We start from the raw sequence: 17,968 nt of genomic DNA, 5'->3' as shown, positions 1-17,968 counted from the left end.
ACCTCCCCGTTCCGGGAAGTTATATTTGTTTGTATCCACCAAAATCCACGATTTATGAAGAAAACACTACTCGTACTATTGTTACTTTCCTGCTGGAATACCCTCCGGGCACAAACCGAATACACCATAATCATGGACCGCGTAAGGGCAGATGTGCTCTCCACCGCTTCCAATGTTACCACACTGGACAATGGCGTTACCAGTACCCTGGCCACCCTCCAGCCCAATGGCTCCTGGCCGGACATCAGTTATGCCTACAGTTCCACTACCTACACAGCGGACCAGCATATCAACCGGGTAAAGAACTTTGCAATAGCCTACTCAAAATCCAACAGCAGTTATTACCACGATACCACACTCTTTAATGCCATCACCAGCAGCCTTACCTACTGGGATACTTCAGATCCCCAGAGCTGGAACTGGTACCATAACCAGATCTCGAACCCACAGGCCCTGGGTGAGATCCTGATCGTCCTGGAAGCTTCACCGCAACCTTTAAATGCTACTTTACGCAGCAACCTCATTTCCCAGATGAACAGGGGTGTTCCGGCTAACCAGACCGGCGCCAACAAACTGGATGTGGCTACCCATTTTATCTACCGGGGTTGCTTAACCGCTAATGCCAGTGTGATGAACACCGGGGTAACGGAAGCTTTCTATCCTATCCTGCTCACTACGGCGGAAGGTATCCAGCCGGACCTCTCCTATCAGCAACATGGCCCGCAATTGTATACGTTCGGTTATGGCTTTGTATTTGTGAATGGCGAAGTAAAGGTTGCCCATTATCTGCGGGGTACTTCTTATGCACTCTCCGGCACCAAATTGGCCCTTTTCAGTGATTTTGTACGCAACGCTTACCTGAAAGTAATGCGCGGAAAGTATATCGACTTCAGCGTGAATGGACGGAGCATCAGTCGTAATAACAATTTATCCCAGGGAGGCACATCCGGTTTACTGAATAAGCTAAAGCAGCTGGACACTGCCCATGTTGCGGAGTACGACCAGGTCATTGCCAGGGTCAACGGTACACAGCCCACTTCTTATATGGTCAATCCAACCCATACCCAATTCTGGCATTCAGATTATACGGTACATCACCGGCCGGGATATTTCTTTGGCTTACGCAATGTATCCAACCGCACTGCTAAATCCGAGAATGGCAACGGTGAGAACCTGAAAGGTTACTATCTCTCAGAAGGTGCTACCAATATCACCATAAGTGGTACAGAGTATCATAATATCTTCCCTGTATGGGATTGGGCAAGGATCCCCGGCACAACCGTTCCTGTGATCACTACTTTCCCCCTGCGTACCGCATGGGGCGTTAATTTTGGTACGGCATCCTTTTCCGGAGGCGTATCTGATTCTTTATACGGCGCTACTGCTCTTGCGTTTAATGATTACAATACACAGGCGCGCAAAGCATGGTTCTTTTTTGATAGCGAAGTGGTTTGCCTCGGTGCCAATATTAATTCCACTGCCGCACAGGCTATCAATACTACGGTTGACCAGTCTTTGCTGAACGGCACCGTAACCGTTTCCTCCAATGGCTCAGTAAGTACGCTGGCTGCAGGAAGTTATAGTTATAATAACAATCTCAAATGGGCAACCCACAACGGCATCAGTTATTACTTCCCTGCCGGTGGAAATATTCAGTTGAGCTCCCAGGCACAAACAGGTACCTGGAAAAGTATTAACAATGGCGGTAGCACCAGCCCCGTATCCATGAATGTTTTCAAACTCTGGTTTGATCATGGGCTGAACCCTGTGAATGGCAGCTATGCCTATTATGTAATCCCCGGACAGAATATGGCAAGCTATGATACAGCAGCGGTACGCATTCAGCAGAATACAGCGGATGTACAGGCAGTGAGGCATGTAGGCTTGAACATATGGCAGGTGATCTTTTACAAAGCAGGTACATTCAGTAATGACGCTGTAACCATTACGGTAGACAGGGCCTGCGCCATTATGCTGAAGAACGTGGGCAGCGCAAATGTGGCTTTGTCTATTGCAGATCCGGCGCAGTCTTCTGATCCGGTGAATGTATATATTACCACTCCGGGAATCTCCAATACCCGCCACCTGGTATGCAATATGCCTTCCGGCAACAACGCAGGTGCTTCTGTATTATATAATGTAAATGCTTCCACGCCTGTATATATTCCTACCGCTATCACAGCCATTGCAGATGCTTATGTACGTGATGGTTCCACTTATGCCACCACTAATTATGGTGCAGCTAATTCACTCGTGATAAAAAAAGATGGAGTGGGCTATACACGGGAAGCGTTCTTTAAATTCAACGTGGCCAATATGCCTGCCGGTACAAACCGTGTAAAGCTGCGCCTTTATGTCAACTACGCGAATACCACAGCCAACACCGTACCCTGGATAGTACAATATGTAAGTAACGACAGCTGGACGGAAGCAGGTATCAACTATAGCAATATGCCCGCTGTTACCAGTAATGTGGATACCGTAACCGGCAGATCTGCCGGCAATTATGTGGAATGGGATGTATCAACTATTGCATTGGCCCAGTATAGTGCAGACGGGGTGCTGTCATTGAAAGTAGTTTCTGATGGAACAGGCGGCACTACAGATGCCTCCTTCAGTTCCCGTGAAACAGGAGATACCACATTACGCCCTGTACTGCTCTGCACTACGGATGCTCCTCCTGTGATCCCTGCCATTGCAGATGCCTATGTACGCAACGGCACCACTTATGCCACCACCAATTATGGAACAGCCAATTCATTGGTACTGAAAAAAGATGCAGTAGGTTATACACGGGAAACGTTCTTTAAATTCAATGTAGCCGGCATACCTGCCGGCACTAACCGTGTAAAGCTGCGCCTCTTTGTAAACTATGCCAACGCCACTGCTAATACAATACCCTGGATAGTACAATACGTAAGCAACGACAGCTGGACGGAAACAGGTATTAACTATAGCAATATGCCCATCGTCACGAGTAACGTGGATACTGTAACCGGTGAATCTGCCGGCAACTATGTGGAATGGGATATATCCTCCATTGCACTGGCACAACAAAGTGCAGACGGTGTATTGTCTCTGAAGGTTGTTTCCGATGGAACAGGCAGCACTACAGATGCCTCCTTCAGCTCCCGCGAAACAGGAGATACTTCCCTGCATCCCGTGCTGCTTTGCTCTACGGATGCAGGCTTCCTCTCTAAAATGCCCACGATTAAAGAGGAAACTTCCGGCATTAAAATATACCCTAACCCCGCAGCTGCATTCATCCGCATAGAGTCTGCCGCCACCTACCGGGTAGCAGAATTGAGAAGTGCATCCGGCCAGTTACTCCGGCAGGAAGATGTTTCCGGCAGGCAACAATTTGATTTCAGCCTCAAGGGGATTAAGCCCGGCATCTACCTGCTGCATTTACTGGGGCCGAATGGCGTACAGGTGAAAAAGATTGTAAAGATCTGAGTGTTTAGTACTTGTAAACTCTTCACATAGGGTACTTGTTCGCCCAGACTATAAGCAAGGTATACCTGCGGGTATACCTTGCTTTTTTAGTATTAGTAACCATTCATCCATTGTTTGAAATCACCGGCTTTAGCCTTGCTCACCAATACCTTCTCCCCCGTTGCCGGGTTTATCTTAAGATATAGCCTGCTGTTAAAATAGTAAGACACTTCCTGAATAGCCGGCCGGCTCACCAGGTATTGCCGGTTGGCCCGGTAAAACTGCCCGGGGTCTAAAACATCTGATAATTCCTCCAGGCTTTTTTCTTCCATTATCAACATGCTTTTATCCAGCCGCATTCCTTTCACCACCCCTCCATTCAATTCAAACCAGGCAAATTCATTGACGTTCACCGGGATCAGTTTATCCTTATATGGAACCAGAAAATTACGTTTATAGTTAGGCTGTGCCACGAGTAGTTTACTCACCTGCTCCAATGTATTCCGGTTCTCCAGCCGTAAATATTTATCCAATGCCTGCTGCAGTTTTTCCTTGCGGATGGGTTTCAGTAAATAATCGATACTGTTGAGCTCAAATGCGCGGATAGCATACTGATCATATGCCGTGGTGAAGATAACAGGTATGTCCACTTTCATATTCCTGAAGATCTCAAAAGAAAGGCCATCGGAGAGGTTAATATCCAGGAACATCAGATCAATGCGGGGTTTTGTGGCAAGGAACTCCACAGCATCTTCCACGTTATCTATCACACCTGCAAATTCGGGAAGTTCAACAAGGTCCCGGATCAGGCTTTCCAGTTGCTGTGCTGCATATTCTTCATCTTCAATAATGAGTATCCTCATGGCTTACTGTATTAACGGTACCGCTACTATAAACTTGTTATCCAAACGTTGAATAACAATATCCCGGTTAGACAGGTATTTGGATCGTTGGTTTAAATTAGAAAGCCCTAAGCCCGTAGAACGTTCCCGCACCTTTTTTTCATGCAGATCATTTGAAACAACCAGTTCCCCGTTTCCCCTGCTGAATATCCTGATGCACAGGGGATGCCGGGCGGAAATTACGTTATGCTTCACAGCGTTTTCCACCAGGATCTGCAAGGCCATCGGGGGCAACTTATATGGAAGCATCGTATGATCTATATCCATATTCACCGTGATCTTGCCACCATGCCTGCCGTTCAGCATCGCCGTATAAGCAGCCAGCATATTCAGTTCCTCCTCTAATGTTACCGTTTCCCTGCTTTCCAGTACGTAACGGAATACATCGCTCATATTATTCACAAAATTCATCGCGGCCTCTTTATCCCGCAGGATGAGAGAGTTAATGGTATTAAAGGAATTAAACAGGAAATGAGGGTTCACCTGGTTTTTCAATACTTCATACCTGGTTTCTGCATTTGTTTTAAGCAATACCTCATTAGCCATCTTTATCTGCTGATTGTAAAACACCAGGCGATAAATATAGGAGACCAGTATGATCAGCAGGAATTCCAATATAAAGGTGATATTAAACAGGAACCTGAATAACCGCTCCTTTAGAACTGGCTCAAACAGGTACAAATGCAGCCGCATCAATAAAAAGATCGTGATAAAGAAGAGACCGGCATTAACGAATAACAAGGGGAAGAAACGGTTAGTGTCAATTTTCAAATTCCCAAGCCGCAGCACTCTTCTATCCAGGTTGATCGTAAAAAAAAGAAGTGCGAACAACAGCGAATAAACCGTACGGGCCGCCAGCTCAGGTAGTTCATACTGCGGAAGCCGCAGCAGCGCCAGCCTTGGTATAGAAAAGAGGATGGTGATAGCCATTGAGCTAAGCAGGATGAGTTGGACCTTGTATTTAAACTTCATTATTGTAAAGAAAAACGTTGAAAGAAATCCCATATCAGGTCATTGGCATTAATGGCCGTAGAAGGTTCATCTGCCTGGTCCCTGCTTTTCCTCCCGCCCGGCCATGCATGCCCGCCATCTTTTGTAAGATAACACTGCATCAGGGCGCCATTCCCGCAGGCAGGCCATTCCGTTAATTTATACTGCGCATTATCTGTGACTACCTGCGGCGGCGCCGTACAATTATTTTTAGCAGACCATACATTCAATACTGAATCTACCGGCGGATAATAATACCCTGCTATCCCTACCCCGCCGTAATAAGGTATTTTTGTATCCAGCTCAGAATGCAGGTGAATAATGGGAACCGCGCGGGAGGGACTGCAGGACTGTGTTTGTACCATGGAACAACTTACCGTTGCAACAGCCGCTATCTTATCCGGTATCTCACAGGCCAGCCTGTAAGCCATCATACCGCCGTTGGACATGCCCGCAGCATATACCTTTTTAGGATCCACCTTATAATCCCTTACCAGCTTATCTATCAGCTCGCTGATGAACTTCACATCATTGATATTGTGATCACTGGCGTAATTACAACAGTATCCTGCATTCCAGAATCTCAACCCCAGCAATCCCCCGCTTCGGACACCATCCGGGTATACCGCTATGAATTTAGCGTTATTGGCCTTTTGCGTAAACCGGTAATCCAGCTCAAACTGGCTGCCGCTCCCTGCAGCACCATGCAAACCGATCACCAGCGGAAGTTTCCCTTGTTCCTCATAGTAACCGGGAGGAAGGTTCAGCAGGAAGTACCGTGTTCTGCCATCCACCGTTAAAGTGCCGGAGAAACGATACTGATCACGGCTATCAGGATCAGTTTGTTTCTCGCAGTTGGTGAATAACATCAGGGAAAGGAGAATGGGTAACTGCATGAATAAGTTTTTCATTTGATCAATTCTAAAAGTGAACGTTTAATGCTTGCGGCGATTATTTTTCACAGCTTCCTTCATTTCCTTCTGCTGTGCCGTATAGGTCTTATACTGTTCCTTATCCAGCACGGCTTTCATCTGTTTATCCTTAGTAGCCGACATGTCTTTGAATTTCCGCAGCTTGGAAAGTTTAGAGCCACCTTCCTTCCGCAGCCCTTCCAGATTCAGGAGGTAAACGGAATCGATCGCTTTCACCTTCTGCTCCTGTTCTTCAGTAAGATTGAGTTTCGCGCGATTGGCCTGGTATTTTTCCAGCGCCTCCTGCTTTTGTGCCAGCAGGTTTGTACATGCTGCACAGAGCAGTACCGTGGTAATGATGATGATCTTTTTCATGCTGTAAAGAAATTCCATCCGGCAGCGGCGGACAAGGGCAAAGTAGCGGAAGCGGACTTTTTAGGGGTTAAGGCTTCTGAAGCACTGGCGGAAATAAAAACAGCCAAACCGAATGGTTTGGCTGTTTTTATTTTGAGGAGTATTCAGCTACAAGAGGTTCAGCTTCACACCCAATTGTGCAGTAGCGCCAGTGTACAAAGAAGAATAAGTATACTGCTGCTGCCACATATACCTCCGCTGCGATTGGTTCAACAGGTTATTAGCATTGGCATAGATCACTATTTTCTTAGAGAGGAAGAAGTTCATGTTCGCATCCAGGTAGTATACCTTGTCATAATAAACATCCCCTTTATGGTCTGGCAGGCTGCCTGTGATAGTACTGAAAGCAGAAGTATTGTTGAAAGATGCCCTTATGCTGAACCGGCTTACTTCATAAGCGATAGACAGGTTCAGGATATCTTTTGCAGTACCCGGCAGTTCCGGTTCTCCCTTCCTGGTAAAGATCCAGTTGTGTGTATAGTTCGCATATACACTCAGGTGGTTGAGCGGTTTGGGCAGGAAGGAAAGGTTACGCTGGAAAGCAATCTCCACACCCACCAGGTTAGCTGTTCCTGCATTGGAAGGTTTGGTCCTTTGCAGCAATTCATCATTGGCCTTTAATGGATCGTAATACCTTTTATAATCCGCCAGCACCTCTGGGGTTACGCCTTCCTTTCCAGCAAGTTCCTCAGGTGTTAACACAAATGCATCCACCAGTGAAAAGGGTACCGCATCTTTCTTAATAACAGTGTAACTGCGGATGTTCTTCAGGTAAACACCCCCTGAGATCAAACCTGTGCCCCCGGTATAATATTCACCCAGCAGGTCCAGGTTGTTGGACAAGGTAGGTGCCAGCTGAGGGTTTCCTTCGGAAACTGTTTTGTCCTTAATGCTTACGTTCATTTTAGGCGCAATGTCTCCATAAGCAGGACGGGAAATGGTACGTGTATATGCAAAACGGTAAACAGATTGTTTGGTGGGTGTATACTTTATATGAAAGGCCGGCATCAGGTCCAGGGAATTGGTATTAGAAATGATCTTTTCATCTTCAATAGTGTTCAGCCTTTTGTTGTAGTTATATCCTTCGTACTTCAATGTGCTGTATTCAAAACGCAAACCACCGATCAGGGACAGCTTGCTGCCTAATTGTTGCGTACTCATCAGGTAACCGGCAGAGATCCCTTCTGCTCCGTTGTAGTTACCCGCCAGGGCATCCACTTTGGTAGCATCCTTGATGAAGTGTGCGGTATTGCCGGTGTAACTTACATCCTGGTGAGATACCCATTCCGTTGTTACCGTGCTGCCTACTTCATAACGGGAATTAGGGAAAAGCGAACGGCTTACGTTCTTCATGCTGTTACCATAACCAGTCCAGAAATGCCCCCAGTCGCGGTAATCTTCTATGTTTACTTTTTCTCCGTTTGCAATTCTCTGATCATACTCCGCTTTCCTGTTTGGATCAATACCCGGTTTCCATACCACCTGGTTCAGGATGGTATTTTCTTTGGTCATGCCGCGGTATTTACCACCAAACTTCAGCGTGTTGCCGAACTTACCTTCCCATAATGGAACGGTTATATCCAGCTGTGCTAAATATTGTTGGGTATAGGAACGTTTATCGGAACCATTGTAGCTGTCCGCATACCAGGTATCCACGGTATCGCTGTTATTGGTTGCTCTGCCTTTCAGGCTTTCCAGCACGTTGTCTATGCCGGTACCACCAGTGGCTTTAATAAAACGGGGATTGGTATAATCCATCTGTACCGTTTTTTCCATTTCACTTTCCAGTTCCAGGTTACGGGCATCCGGGTTATCGCCCCTGTTCTTCATGTAAGAACCTTTCCATTCCACTTTCACCTTACCGAAGATATGTTGCCCTTCCAGGCCCAGGTTAATGATCTTCTGCGCGATCACGGCACCGTTCTTACTGTTCACACCGCCATTCACATGCCTTTCCAGTTCAGGATCATACTGCGGATGAAGAGGGTCGTTAGTCCGGTCTACGTAATACTCCTTCGTGTTATCATCTATCATATCCTTATTGGAATCCTTCACCTTATTTCCTTGCACCGTACCTCTTTCATAGCCGGGTGCACGTTTCCAGTTAGTAGGATAATCCGCACCGATATCATCTACTTTCAATGTATAACGCTGGCGCCAGTCCTTATAGTTATTGAAGATCCCCGTGAGCGCTATACTGTGCTTCTCATTGAATTTATAATCCAGGCCAATGGTGTAACTCTGCCGGATACGTTCCAGCAGGATCTGTTCCATGCTGAGGTATTTGGGCATGAAGTAGGTTTTATCATCCACCCACTTTGTATCACTCCAGTCGCTTCCATGCATATTAGAACCAAGGGATTGCTGATAATAGGAACCAGACAGCATCACGCCGAATTGTTTCTTTTTACCATAACGGTTACCAAATACCAGGTTCGCATTCGCCATGGGCTTTTTGATCATGAAGGAATAACCTGTACCACCGGTAAGGGATAACATTTTTGTATAAGGCGCTTTACGGGTGATCAGGTTGATCACACCGCCGATAGCATCTCCATCCATATCCGGTGTAATAGCTTTTGTTACTTCCACGGCCTGCACCATATCTGAAGGCACTGCGTTAATACCTACGGAACGGTCATTACCTGTGCCGGACATATTCGTACCATTGATATTGATCGTGCTCTTGGAAGGATCTGTACCCCGTACACTCACCAGGGAAGCCTCTCCCTGGTCTAACTGTACATAGATACCTGGTACGCGCTTTAATGCATCGCCGATGTTGGGGTCAGGAAAACGTCCGATCTGATCTGCAGAGATCACATTCACGATCCTGTTGGAATTCTTCTGCTGGTTTAATGCTTTTAAGGCAGAAACAGAAGAGCCGCTTACCACCACTGTTTGCAGGTCTTTACTACCACCGGCAGCAAGCACAGCGTCCAGCTGTACAGCTGCACCGTTTGTGATCTTTACTGTTTTCTCAAAAGGTCTGAAACCAATGTAGGAAATGGTCACTACATGTGTTCCGTCAGGAATATTGAGGAGTTTAAAAGTACCGGTTACATCAGATACTGCATTACGCGAAAGTGCCTTAATAACAATAGATGCGCCGGGAAGACTAAGGTTGTCCTGATCTATCACACGGCCGGAAATGAGACCTTGTGAGAAGAGGTGTAATGGGAATAGCAATAACATCAACAGTGTTGAAGTGTAGATCTTTTTCATGCAGTATGTTTGTAGGGATTTGATTCAGATTGACAACACGAAATTACCAGTGCTGTTTTACTAAATCATTACTGAAGTGTTAAGAGATCAACAAATAAAAAATCCCGGTACACTTAAAGTGTACCGGGATGCAAAAAACTTTAGAATTTATTTAGAAACGTTCACAATGAAAATACCTTTCATGGTAAAAATTATACCTTATTTAGAAACGTTCACTATGAAAACATCTTTCACAGTAAAAATTACACCTTACTTAGAAACGTTCACAATGAAAACATCTTTCACACAAGTATAGTTATCCTGCACTTCATACACTGTTTTACCAGCAGAAGGTTTCACCGTGATACTCCTTTCCGTACTCTTGCCTTTATTCCATTTGTACTGTCCAGCAAAAGACGCCGTAAGTGTAGCACTTTGTCCCTTCTTCAGATTGATGGTAGTGGTTTTATTCACATCTTTCATCATCACAAAATGATCTCTGATCTCCCCATCTGCAGCGATAAATTTCAGCTCCAGTTTATTACCATCTACTTCCAGCATGGAAGCGCCGCCCTTTTCATTATAGGAATAATAAAATGCATCATGCGGATAGGTAGCCTGGCGGCCACCCTGTGCACCTGCTGATCCGGTTACGACATATACCGTACCGGCATTGGTTACAGGATCTTTGATGTAAGGGCAGGAATTCTCTGATCCATCATACAGCGCAGAAGAACCACTCAGGTTATGCGTGGCAGAATCAAAGGTTTCTTCCATACCATAATGCCCATGCATCAAACGGGAACGCTCATACACGTGACTGTGACCACAAAGGATCAGGTCTACACCATAACGTTCCAGGATGCGGATAAAGTTCTCACGGATCTTTACCAGCTCTCCTTCTTTATCAGAGTTGTGTGAGCCCATGGTATAGGGAGGATGATGCCAGTAAGCAACCACCCATCCTCTGCGGGTATTCTTAAATGCTTCCAGGTCTTTTTTGATCCATTGCACCTGTGCACCCAGCGTATCATACATACGGGTACTAGCCGCATCTTCCTTACCATAAGAATCCAGGGAGAGGAAATGTATGTTACCGATATCGAAAGAATAGAAAGCCTGTGTTTTAGAAGGAACACCGCCAGCTTCACCATTGGTGGGCATGGAGAAGTTCTGGTAGTAAGCAATGTCTTTAGTACCCTGGGAAGTAGCCCTGAAGCGGTACAGATCACTGTAATCGTGGTTGCCCGGGGCAGGGAATAATGGGTATTTCTTCAGGAGGTTATCTTTATAGATATTGAAGAACTTCTCCTGGAATTCAGGGTCAGTGCCGCTGGAATAAGCATTATCGCCTAACAGTATCCAGGCATCCATTGGTTTATCCTGCAGGTAGTTGATCACCTGGTCCCTTACATTGCGCTGATTGGGAGAGTTGTTCCCGCAATCGCCAAATACACCTATACGGAGCGGGCCTTCCTGGCCGGGCACCGGCATCGTAACAAAATAGTTATCGGCATCCATCTGCAAAGTATCGCCATTACCACCACCGATGGAGTAGTAATACTTTGTGCGGGGTTTGAGACCGTTTACCTGCACTTTATGCTCAAAGGTGAGTGTGGAATCCTCTGCTGCCATATCCAGCTGCCCTTCCGTTGTACCATAGGTCACTACGCTTCTGGTGAGCGCATTCGTTCTCCAGCGGATAATAATGCTATGGTCTGTGGCCACCTGTAAATAAGGCCCTCTCATCAGACCGGCCAGTACATTCGGCTTCCGTTCCTCTCTTGGGGGCTTGGGTTTAGGCGTTTCCTGCGCATTGGCCTGTATGAAAAAAAACACACCTAACAGTGCGAGTAAAGATCTGATGCTCATGTTTATAGATTTGATACCTGTAATTTGCGCTGCCAAGTTAATCGCTTCTTCCTGCATGCTATAACTATGTCAGTTAATAAATCTTTAAGCAATTATGAAGCTGCTATGGCAGCTTATCTTCCAGTGCCCGCATAAATTCGGTCACATCTGCTACTTCCTGTTTGGTTAATTGCAAAGGTACGGCGGACAATGTTTGCGTAGGCGTCTCCAGCCCAATACCACTACCACCGCCTTTGTTATAGAATTCCACTACGTTCTCCAATGTGCTGAATGCGCCATTATGCATATAAGGCCCTGTGGCGGATACATTCCTCACAGTTGGCGTTTTAAACGCCTGTTCGTAGAATGAGATATTCAACACATCATAGCGGCCTTTATCACCATCTATCAATGGTTTTGCCAGGTCTTCATTCCTCGGTGTGCCCAGTACTTCCAGCTCTGTGAGATTATACAAGGGTGGCACCAGCCCATTAAAGAGTGGCGCAAAATGACAGGTGCCACATTGTGCCTTACCCATGAATAAATTGAAGCCCCGTACCTGTGCAGTATTCATTGCCGTGGTATCACCTGTTATATACCGGTCGAAAGGAGCATTGCGGGGATTCAGTGAACGTACAAATGCAGCAATGGCCACCGCTACTTTTTCTGCAGTGATACTGCTATCCGGGAACACCTGTTTAAAAAGTGCCGTATAAGCCGGCAATTGCAAAACCTTCGCAGCATCACCATTCATTTCAAGCGGATTATGCACTACATCCAGTGCCTGCTCTTCCAGGCTTTTGATGCGCCCTTCCCAGAACTGCCCGTACTGGAACCCCGCATAGAAGAGTGATGGTGCATTCCGCCGTACATGTGAATGTCCGTCAAACGCCATACTGGTAGCCAATCCATCCGTGAAATGTTTCTCCGGGCGGTGGCAGGTGGCGCAGCTTATTTTGTTATTGCCGGATAAAGCGGTTTCATGGAATAACTTTTTGCCCAGGCTGATCAAAGCAGTATTCACCGTTGCACCGGTTGAAGTAAATGCATCCGGACTATTAAACTTATATAACGCCGGCGTAGCTGCAACACCGGATAAAGGAAAGGTTTCAACACTGTTAAATTTCTCATTACCGGCCGCAGGAAATGCATCTATATTGATGGCATCTTTGCTGAACAAATGTTCTGCATTGTAATTCAGTACACCACCTGTGGTATTCTGCACCAGCTGCATATCCCTGATCATATATCCCAGCGTTCTTTGCAAAGGCAAAGCGTATTGCTGAAGAAACCGCAAGCGGTCAAAAGCATCAAAATCTTTACCCGCTTCCAGGAATTGCAGGCTTTTAGCAAGATAATAAGTTACACTGTCTGCATAAGGCGCACGTTTATCCAGGTAAGGAGCCAGCACAGCTTTCACTGCATGCAACGCTTCATAAGATTCAGTGATGCCTGATTTTAACAGAGGTGCATCAAATCCTGTAATGCCCAATGTATAAATGCGTATCAGTTCTATGCGTACACTTTCCAGCACTTGTTTATCATTAGCAGTAAATCCATACAACAGGGATAACAGGTCTTCTGCCGATGAGCGGACCACATTCACCTGTTCAAGTAAGGCCGCTTTATTGGCCACCACATCATCTTCGTACAACAATGCTTCTATCACCTGCAACCCTACCGGCTCATTGTATTCCATGTAAGGTTCTTCTATTTCTACTTTAGCGGGTGTATTGTAAATAAGACTGGAAGTTTTAAAGAAGTATTCCAGGAAGAATTCGATCTTTTTGTATTGTAAGCGGCAGTGTTTCAATTGTGCTTTGGCTGCAGCAACACTTGCTGTGTCATCTTTACGGAGTGAGTGAATGGTAGATTGCAGGGCCAATGTGGAAGCAGCAAAGTCTTTCGCACCAGACCTGAAATACTGCACTGTTGCTTCCACGCCTATGGACGGGCCTGTGGCATTGGTCAGGCTCATCAGGATAAAAAGGCAGAAGCCCGGTAGCAGCAATCGTTTTATAGTGACCATATGGCAAAAGTAAACATGCGCCCGCTTTACTGTCTGCGCGCTCATGAAGATAATTATTTCTTAATCAGGTTGTATCCTTAGCCTGCCAGGGTTAAAGCCCGCAGTTTTTCCTCGTGGGCAATGGCAATCTCTTTTCCGGATAAGATAATGAGGTTTTCCTGTATCAGTTCATTCAGCATTCTGAATGTGGTTTCATAAGTAGCGCCAATATAGGAAGCAAGGTCCTGGCGGCTGAGGGCAAAATCAATGAAGCCCCCTTCATTCCTTCCAAATTTATCGCGCAGGGAAAGCAGGGCATAAGCAATCCTTCCTTTCACCGGCATATGTGCCAGGTTGCGCATTTTCTTTTCTGACTCCTGTAGCTCACGCGCATAGAACATCATCATTTCATACATCAGCCCTTCATTCACTTTAAGGGATGCCTGGAAGAAGTCCAGCTCAAAGAAACAAACAGTAGCCGCTTCCAGTACGGTGGCTGTTACAGGGTATATCAGCTCTGCACCAATCCCCCGGTGCCCTACAATATCTCCTTCCTTTGCAAAACGCACGATCAGTTCCTTTTCTTCTCCCCAGTGTTTATGCACTTTCACTCTTCCTGTATGAAGAAAGAAAACACCTTTCACCGGATCACCCTCTTTAAACAACTGTGCGCCCTTTTTCAAGGCAAAGTTTTTGCGCTCATGCAGGATGGCCGGTTTCCATTCTTTTACACACAGCCTGCATACGAGGCAGGTTTGCATGTCACATCCCTGCTTGTCTTTCTTCATATCTTTCTACCTTTTGCGATTGAGCGATGATATCCGGTAAAGCTTCTCTCCAGCGCACCACCTCTCCTATTATTATAATAGCGGGATTCTCCAGTCCGGCATGCTCCGCTTTAAATACAATATCCCGCACCGTTCCTGTAACCATCTTTTCCTGCGGGGTGGTACCATTCTGTATAATAGCTACTGGTGTTTGTGTTTTGCCGAAACTGCTGAACAGGTCCATGATCTCTCCTAACTTGCTCATCGCCATCAGGATCACCACCGTAGCAGTGGATTGTGCAGCCAGGCGAAGGTCATCTGAAATGCTTCCATGGCGGGTAGTACCTGTGGTGATCCAGAGACTTTCTGCCGTTCCCCTGCAGGTGAGCGGGATCATCTGACCAGCAGGTACTGCCAGTGCACTGGAAATCCCCGGTACGATATTCACCGGGATGCCGGCAGCAGCAGCTGCCTCTATTTCTTCCGCAGCCCGGCCAAAAATGAAGGGATCCCCTCCTTTCAGGCGCACCACATGCCCGTAAGCCAAAGCACTGCTGACAATCAGCTCATTAATCTCCTGCTGGGATAAGGCATGGCAGCCATAACGTTTGCCTACAAAGCTCACCCGGGCATTGGCCCCTGCATATTGCAGCAACTCCGGGTTCACCAATGCATCATATAAGATCACATCTGCTTCCCGGATAGCACGGATAGCTTTTAAAGTGATCATTTCCGGGTCCCCAGGCCCTGCACCAACTAAAGATAATAATGGTTTTGGCATGCTTGATATATTACATTAATAATTATATATGATATTTAACACAACTCATGCATAAAATTAGACTAAATACTCGTATTTTTATGATGTTCGTCATATACACCATTACTTTTTTACGATTTTTTAGCTAAAAGACATTATATTGATAATAATACTATATATCACTATACCTTATTCCAGATCTTAAAAATCGTCCTCTAATGAAAGTCGTAGTTATCGGTAATGGCATGGTAGGCTATAAATTTTGCGAAAAAATAGTCGAAAAAACCGGAGATGTCCCTATCCAATTAGTAGTTTTTGGAGAAGAACCCCGCCCAGCCTATGATCGGGTACATTTAAGCGAGTTTTTCGCCGGCAGGTCAGCGGAGGATCTTACAATGGCTCCCTTAGACTGGTATACCTCTCATCATATCACCCTCCACCTGGGCGATCCTGTTAAAGTAATAGATCCCGTTTCCAAAACGGTTCATTCTCACCAGGGTATCACTGAAACGTACGACTTCCTGATTATGGCCACCGGCTCTGCCGCATTTGTGCCATCCATCCAGGGAGTGGACAAAAAAGGTGTTTTCATCTACCGCACCATAGAAGACCTGGAGCTGATGCAGGACTTTGCTCCCAAAGCCCGCAAAGGAACTGTGATCGGCGGCGGACTCTTAGGCCTGGAAGCTGCCAAGGCATTAATAGACCTGGGTGTGGCGGAAACACATATCATCGAATTCGCTCCCCGGCTCATGCCCCGCCAGATAGATGATAAAGGCTCCTTTATCCTCCAGTCCAAACTGGAAAAACTGGGCCTGCAGATCCACACCAGCAAAAACACCCGCGAAATTCTGGGTACTGATACCATCACCGGTCTTCAGTTCACGGACGACTCCATATTAGATACAGATATGCTGGTGATCTCAGCAGGCATCCAGCCAAGAGATGAACTGGCAAAAGCAGCAGGACTCAGTACCGGCCCCCGCGGCGGTATTATTGTAAATGAACAACTGCAAACCTCTGATCCTGCTATTTACGCCATTGGTGAATGCGCCTTATATAATGGTATGATCTATGGCCTGGTAGCCCCGGGATATGAAATGGCGGAAGTAGCTGCCTCACATATCCTCGGTCAACTGAAAGCCTTTACCGGTTTTGACATGAGCACCAAACTGAAACTCATTGGCGTGGATGTGGCCAGCTTCGGCAATCCCTTCATTACACCGGACCAGGGCAACAGCATTGTGCTGGAAGATTCCATGAAAGGAGTTTACCAGCGTATTAATATTTCTACCTGTGGTCAATACTTATTAGGCGGCATCCTCATCGGGGATGCAGACGCCTATAATATGCTCCTGCAAACGAGCAAAAACAAAGTGATCCTTCCTCCCAATCCAATAGACATCCTGTTGGGTGCCAGGAACGGAACTGCCAGCACGGGCATCAATCTCCCGGACGAAGCCATCATCTGCAGCTGTGAAAGCATCAGCAAAGCAAGCATTGCACAGGCGGTAGAAGCTGGCAACGAAACACTGGATGCCGTAAAGAAATGTACAAAAGCCGGTACCTGCTGCGGAGGCTGCGTTCCCATGGTGAAAGATATTATCACGGCCACCATGAAAGCCCAGGGCAAATACATCCGCAACGTGGTATGTGAACACTTCTCTTATTCCCGGCAGGAACTGCTGGACCTCGTTAAAGTAAAAGCCCTGAAATCTTTTGATGAAGTACTGGACCATTACGGCGATGGCGAAGGCTGCGAAACCTGCAAGCCGGTGGTAAGTTCTATCCTCGCCAGCTTATGGAATGAAATGATCCTGGACAAAGGTAACGACACCGCGCAGGATTCTAACGACCGTTACCTGGCCAACATTCAAAAAGGTGGCACCTATTCTGTTGTACCCCGTATCCCGGGTGGTGAGATCACCCCGGAGAAACTGATCGTAATAGGGCAGGTTGCTCAAAAATATAATCTCTACACCAAAATAACTGGCGGTCAGCGTATTGATCTGTTCGGCGCGCATCTCAGCGACCTGCCTGCTATCTGGGAAGAACTGATCCTTGCAGGTTTTGAAAGCGGGCATGCATACGGTAAAGCATTGCGTACAGTAAAAAGCTGTGTAGGATCTACCTGGTGCCGCTTTGGTTTACATGACAGTGTAAGTTTTGCTATCAGGATAGAAGAAAGATACCGCGGCCTCCGTGCGCCGCACAAAATAAAATCTGCTGTATCCGGTTGTATCCGGGAATGCGCAGAAGCACAATCCAAAGACTTTGGCATCATTGCCACAGAAAGAGGATGGAACCTCTATGTATGTGGTAACGGCGGTTCCAAACCACAACATGCCCTGCTCCTGGCCAGCGACCTGGACGATGAAACCTGTATCCGTTATATAGACCGCTTCCTGATGTTCTACATCAAAACAGCCGATCCGCTGACACGTACAGCTACCTGGCTCAATAAACTGGATGGCGGCATTGACTATCTCCGCAACGTGGTACTGCAGGATAGTTTAGGGATCGCAGAAAGCCTGGAAGCAGAAATGCAATTACTGGTGGACAGTTATAAATGCGAATGGAAGGAAGTAGTGGAAAATCCTGCACTGAGGAAACGCTTCAGCCACTTCGTTAACGCACCGGAAGAAAAAGATCCGACTGTAAAATTTGAGACCATGCGGAATCAGAAGAAAGCAGCGGAATGGAAATAGATCACCAACATCAAATCG

11 protein-coding genes are annotated in these 17,968 nt (G+C 46.5%); 2 read left to right on the top strand and 9 right to left on the bottom strand.

Features of this window, described 5'->3' with window-relative positions:
* Positions 1-54 precede the first annotated feature (54 nt).
* The gene (locus tag AAHN97_RS03995; RefSeq protein WP_343306264.1) at positions 55-3,456 is read left to right on the top strand and encodes a polysaccharide lyase family 8 super-sandwich domain-containing protein; all 3,402 of its coding nucleotides are present in this window, start codon (positions 55-57) and stop codon (positions 3,454-3,456) included.
* Positions 3,457-3,548: 92 nt separating this feature from the next.
* Here the strand turns inward: AAHN97_RS03995 and AAHN97_RS03990 are convergent, their stop codons facing one another.
* The 9 genes from AAHN97_RS03990 to cobA all read right to left on the bottom strand — a co-directional run bounded on the left by AAHN97_RS03990 (position 3,549) and on the right by cobA (position 15,263).
* Entirely contained in the window at positions 3,549-4,298 is a 750-nt protein-coding gene (locus tag AAHN97_RS03990; RefSeq protein ID WP_343306263.1) for a LytR/AlgR family response regulator transcription factor, read from the bottom strand.
* Between the two features lie 3 nt (positions 4,299-4,301).
* A complete protein-coding gene (locus tag AAHN97_RS03985) occupies positions 4,302-5,309 on the bottom strand; it encodes a sensor histidine kinase (RefSeq protein WP_343306262.1) in 1,008 nt (335 codons plus the stop codon).
* Positions 5,309-6,238 carry an extracellular catalytic domain type 1 short-chain-length polyhydroxyalkanoate depolymerase gene (locus tag AAHN97_RS03980; protein WP_343306261.1) on the bottom strand — a complete coding sequence of 310 codons (930 nt, stop codon included), beginning with the start codon at positions 6,236-6,238 and terminating at the stop codon, positions 5,309-5,311. Before AAHN97_RS03980 ends, AAHN97_RS03985 begins: the two co-directional genes overlap by 1 nt.
* A 24-nt stretch (positions 6,239-6,262) precedes the next feature.
* Positions 6,263-6,613 (bottom strand): hypothetical protein, encoded by a 351-nt coding sequence (locus tag AAHN97_RS03975; protein WP_343306260.1) that lies wholly within the window; start codon positions 6,611-6,613, stop codon positions 6,263-6,265.
* A gap of 147 nt (positions 6,614-6,760) precedes the next feature.
* Positions 6,761-9,877 (bottom strand): TonB-dependent receptor, encoded by a 3,117-nt coding sequence (locus AAHN97_RS03970; RefSeq protein WP_343306259.1) that lies wholly within the window; start codon positions 9,875-9,877, stop codon positions 6,761-6,763.
* A 249-nt stretch (positions 9,878-10,126) separates the two neighbouring features.
* Positions 10,127-11,728, bottom strand: coding sequence for a purple acid phosphatase family protein (locus AAHN97_RS03965; protein WP_343306258.1), 1,602 nt, complete (start codon positions 11,726-11,728; stop codon positions 10,127-10,129).
* Positions 11,729-11,831: 103 nt separating this feature from the next.
* Positions 11,832-13,781: a cytochrome-c peroxidase gene (locus AAHN97_RS03960; protein WP_343306257.1), complete on the bottom strand. Its 1,950-nt coding sequence runs from the start codon at positions 13,779-13,781 to the stop codon at positions 11,832-11,834.
* 32 nt (positions 13,782-13,813) lie between these two features.
* A complete protein-coding gene (locus tag AAHN97_RS03955; RefSeq protein WP_343306256.1) occupies positions 13,814-14,503 on the bottom strand; it encodes a Crp/Fnr family transcriptional regulator in 690 nt (229 codons plus the stop codon).
* Positions 14,478-15,263 (bottom strand): uroporphyrinogen-III C-methyltransferase, encoded by a 786-nt coding sequence (gene cobA / locus AAHN97_RS03950; RefSeq protein ID WP_343306255.1) that lies wholly within the window; start codon positions 15,261-15,263, stop codon positions 14,478-14,480. The genes AAHN97_RS03955 and cobA overlap by 26 nt, the downstream gene beginning before the upstream one ends.
* Positions 15,264-15,460: 197 nt before the next feature.
* Between cobA and nirB the strand changes: the two genes are divergently transcribed.
* A complete protein-coding gene (gene nirB, locus AAHN97_RS03945) occupies positions 15,461-17,950 on the top strand; it encodes a nitrite reductase large subunit NirB (RefSeq protein ID WP_343306254.1) in 2,490 nt (829 codons plus the stop codon).
* Positions 17,951-17,968: the final 18 nt, after the last annotated feature.

The organism is Chitinophaga niabensis (genome assembly GCF_039545795.1).
Taxonomy (GTDB): domain Bacteria; phylum Bacteroidota; class Bacteroidia; order Chitinophagales; family Chitinophagaceae; genus Chitinophaga; species Chitinophaga niabensis_B.
This window is presented reverse-complemented; position numbering and strand designations above follow the sequence as displayed.

What these genes read in the sequence shown, in the direction of transcription:
- nirB (WP_343306254.1), top strand. Translation starts at nt 15,461, where the DNA reads ATGAAAGTCGTAGTTATCGGTAATGGCATGGTAGGCTATAAATTTTGC.
- AAHN97_RS03980 (WP_343306261.1), bottom strand. Translation starts at nt 6,238, where the DNA reads ATGAAAAACTTATTCATGCAGTTACCCATTCTCCTTTCCCTGATGTTA.
- AAHN97_RS03955 (WP_343306256.1), bottom strand. Translation starts at nt 14,503, where the DNA reads ATGAAGAAAGACAAGCAGGGATGTGACATGCAAACCTGCCTCGTATGC.
- AAHN97_RS03990 (WP_343306263.1), bottom strand. Translation starts at nt 4,298, where the DNA reads ATGAGGATACTCATTATTGAAGATGAAGAATATGCAGCACAGCAACTG.
- AAHN97_RS03960 (WP_343306257.1), bottom strand. Translation starts at nt 13,781, where the DNA reads ATGAGCGCGCAGACAGTAAAGCGGGCGCATGTTTACTTTTGCCATATG.
- AAHN97_RS03975 (WP_343306260.1), bottom strand. Translation starts at nt 6,613, where the DNA reads ATGAAAAAGATCATCATCATTACCACGGTACTGCTCTGTGCAGCATGT.
- cobA (WP_343306255.1), bottom strand. Translation starts at nt 15,263, where the DNA reads ATGCCAAAACCATTATTATCTTTAGTTGGTGCAGGGCCTGGGGACCCG.
- AAHN97_RS03995 (WP_343306264.1), top strand. Translation starts at nt 55, where the DNA reads ATGAAGAAAACACTACTCGTACTATTGTTACTTTCCTGCTGGAATACC.
- AAHN97_RS03965 (WP_343306258.1), bottom strand. Translation starts at nt 11,728, where the DNA reads ATGAGCATCAGATCTTTACTCGCACTGTTAGGTGTGTTTTTTTTCATA.
- AAHN97_RS03970 (WP_343306259.1), bottom strand. Translation starts at nt 9,877, where the DNA reads ATGAAAAAGATCTACACTTCAACACTGTTGATGTTATTGCTATTCCCA.
- AAHN97_RS03985 (WP_343306262.1), bottom strand. Translation starts at nt 5,309, where the DNA reads ATGAAGTTTAAATACAAGGTCCAACTCATCCTGCTTAGCTCAATGGCT.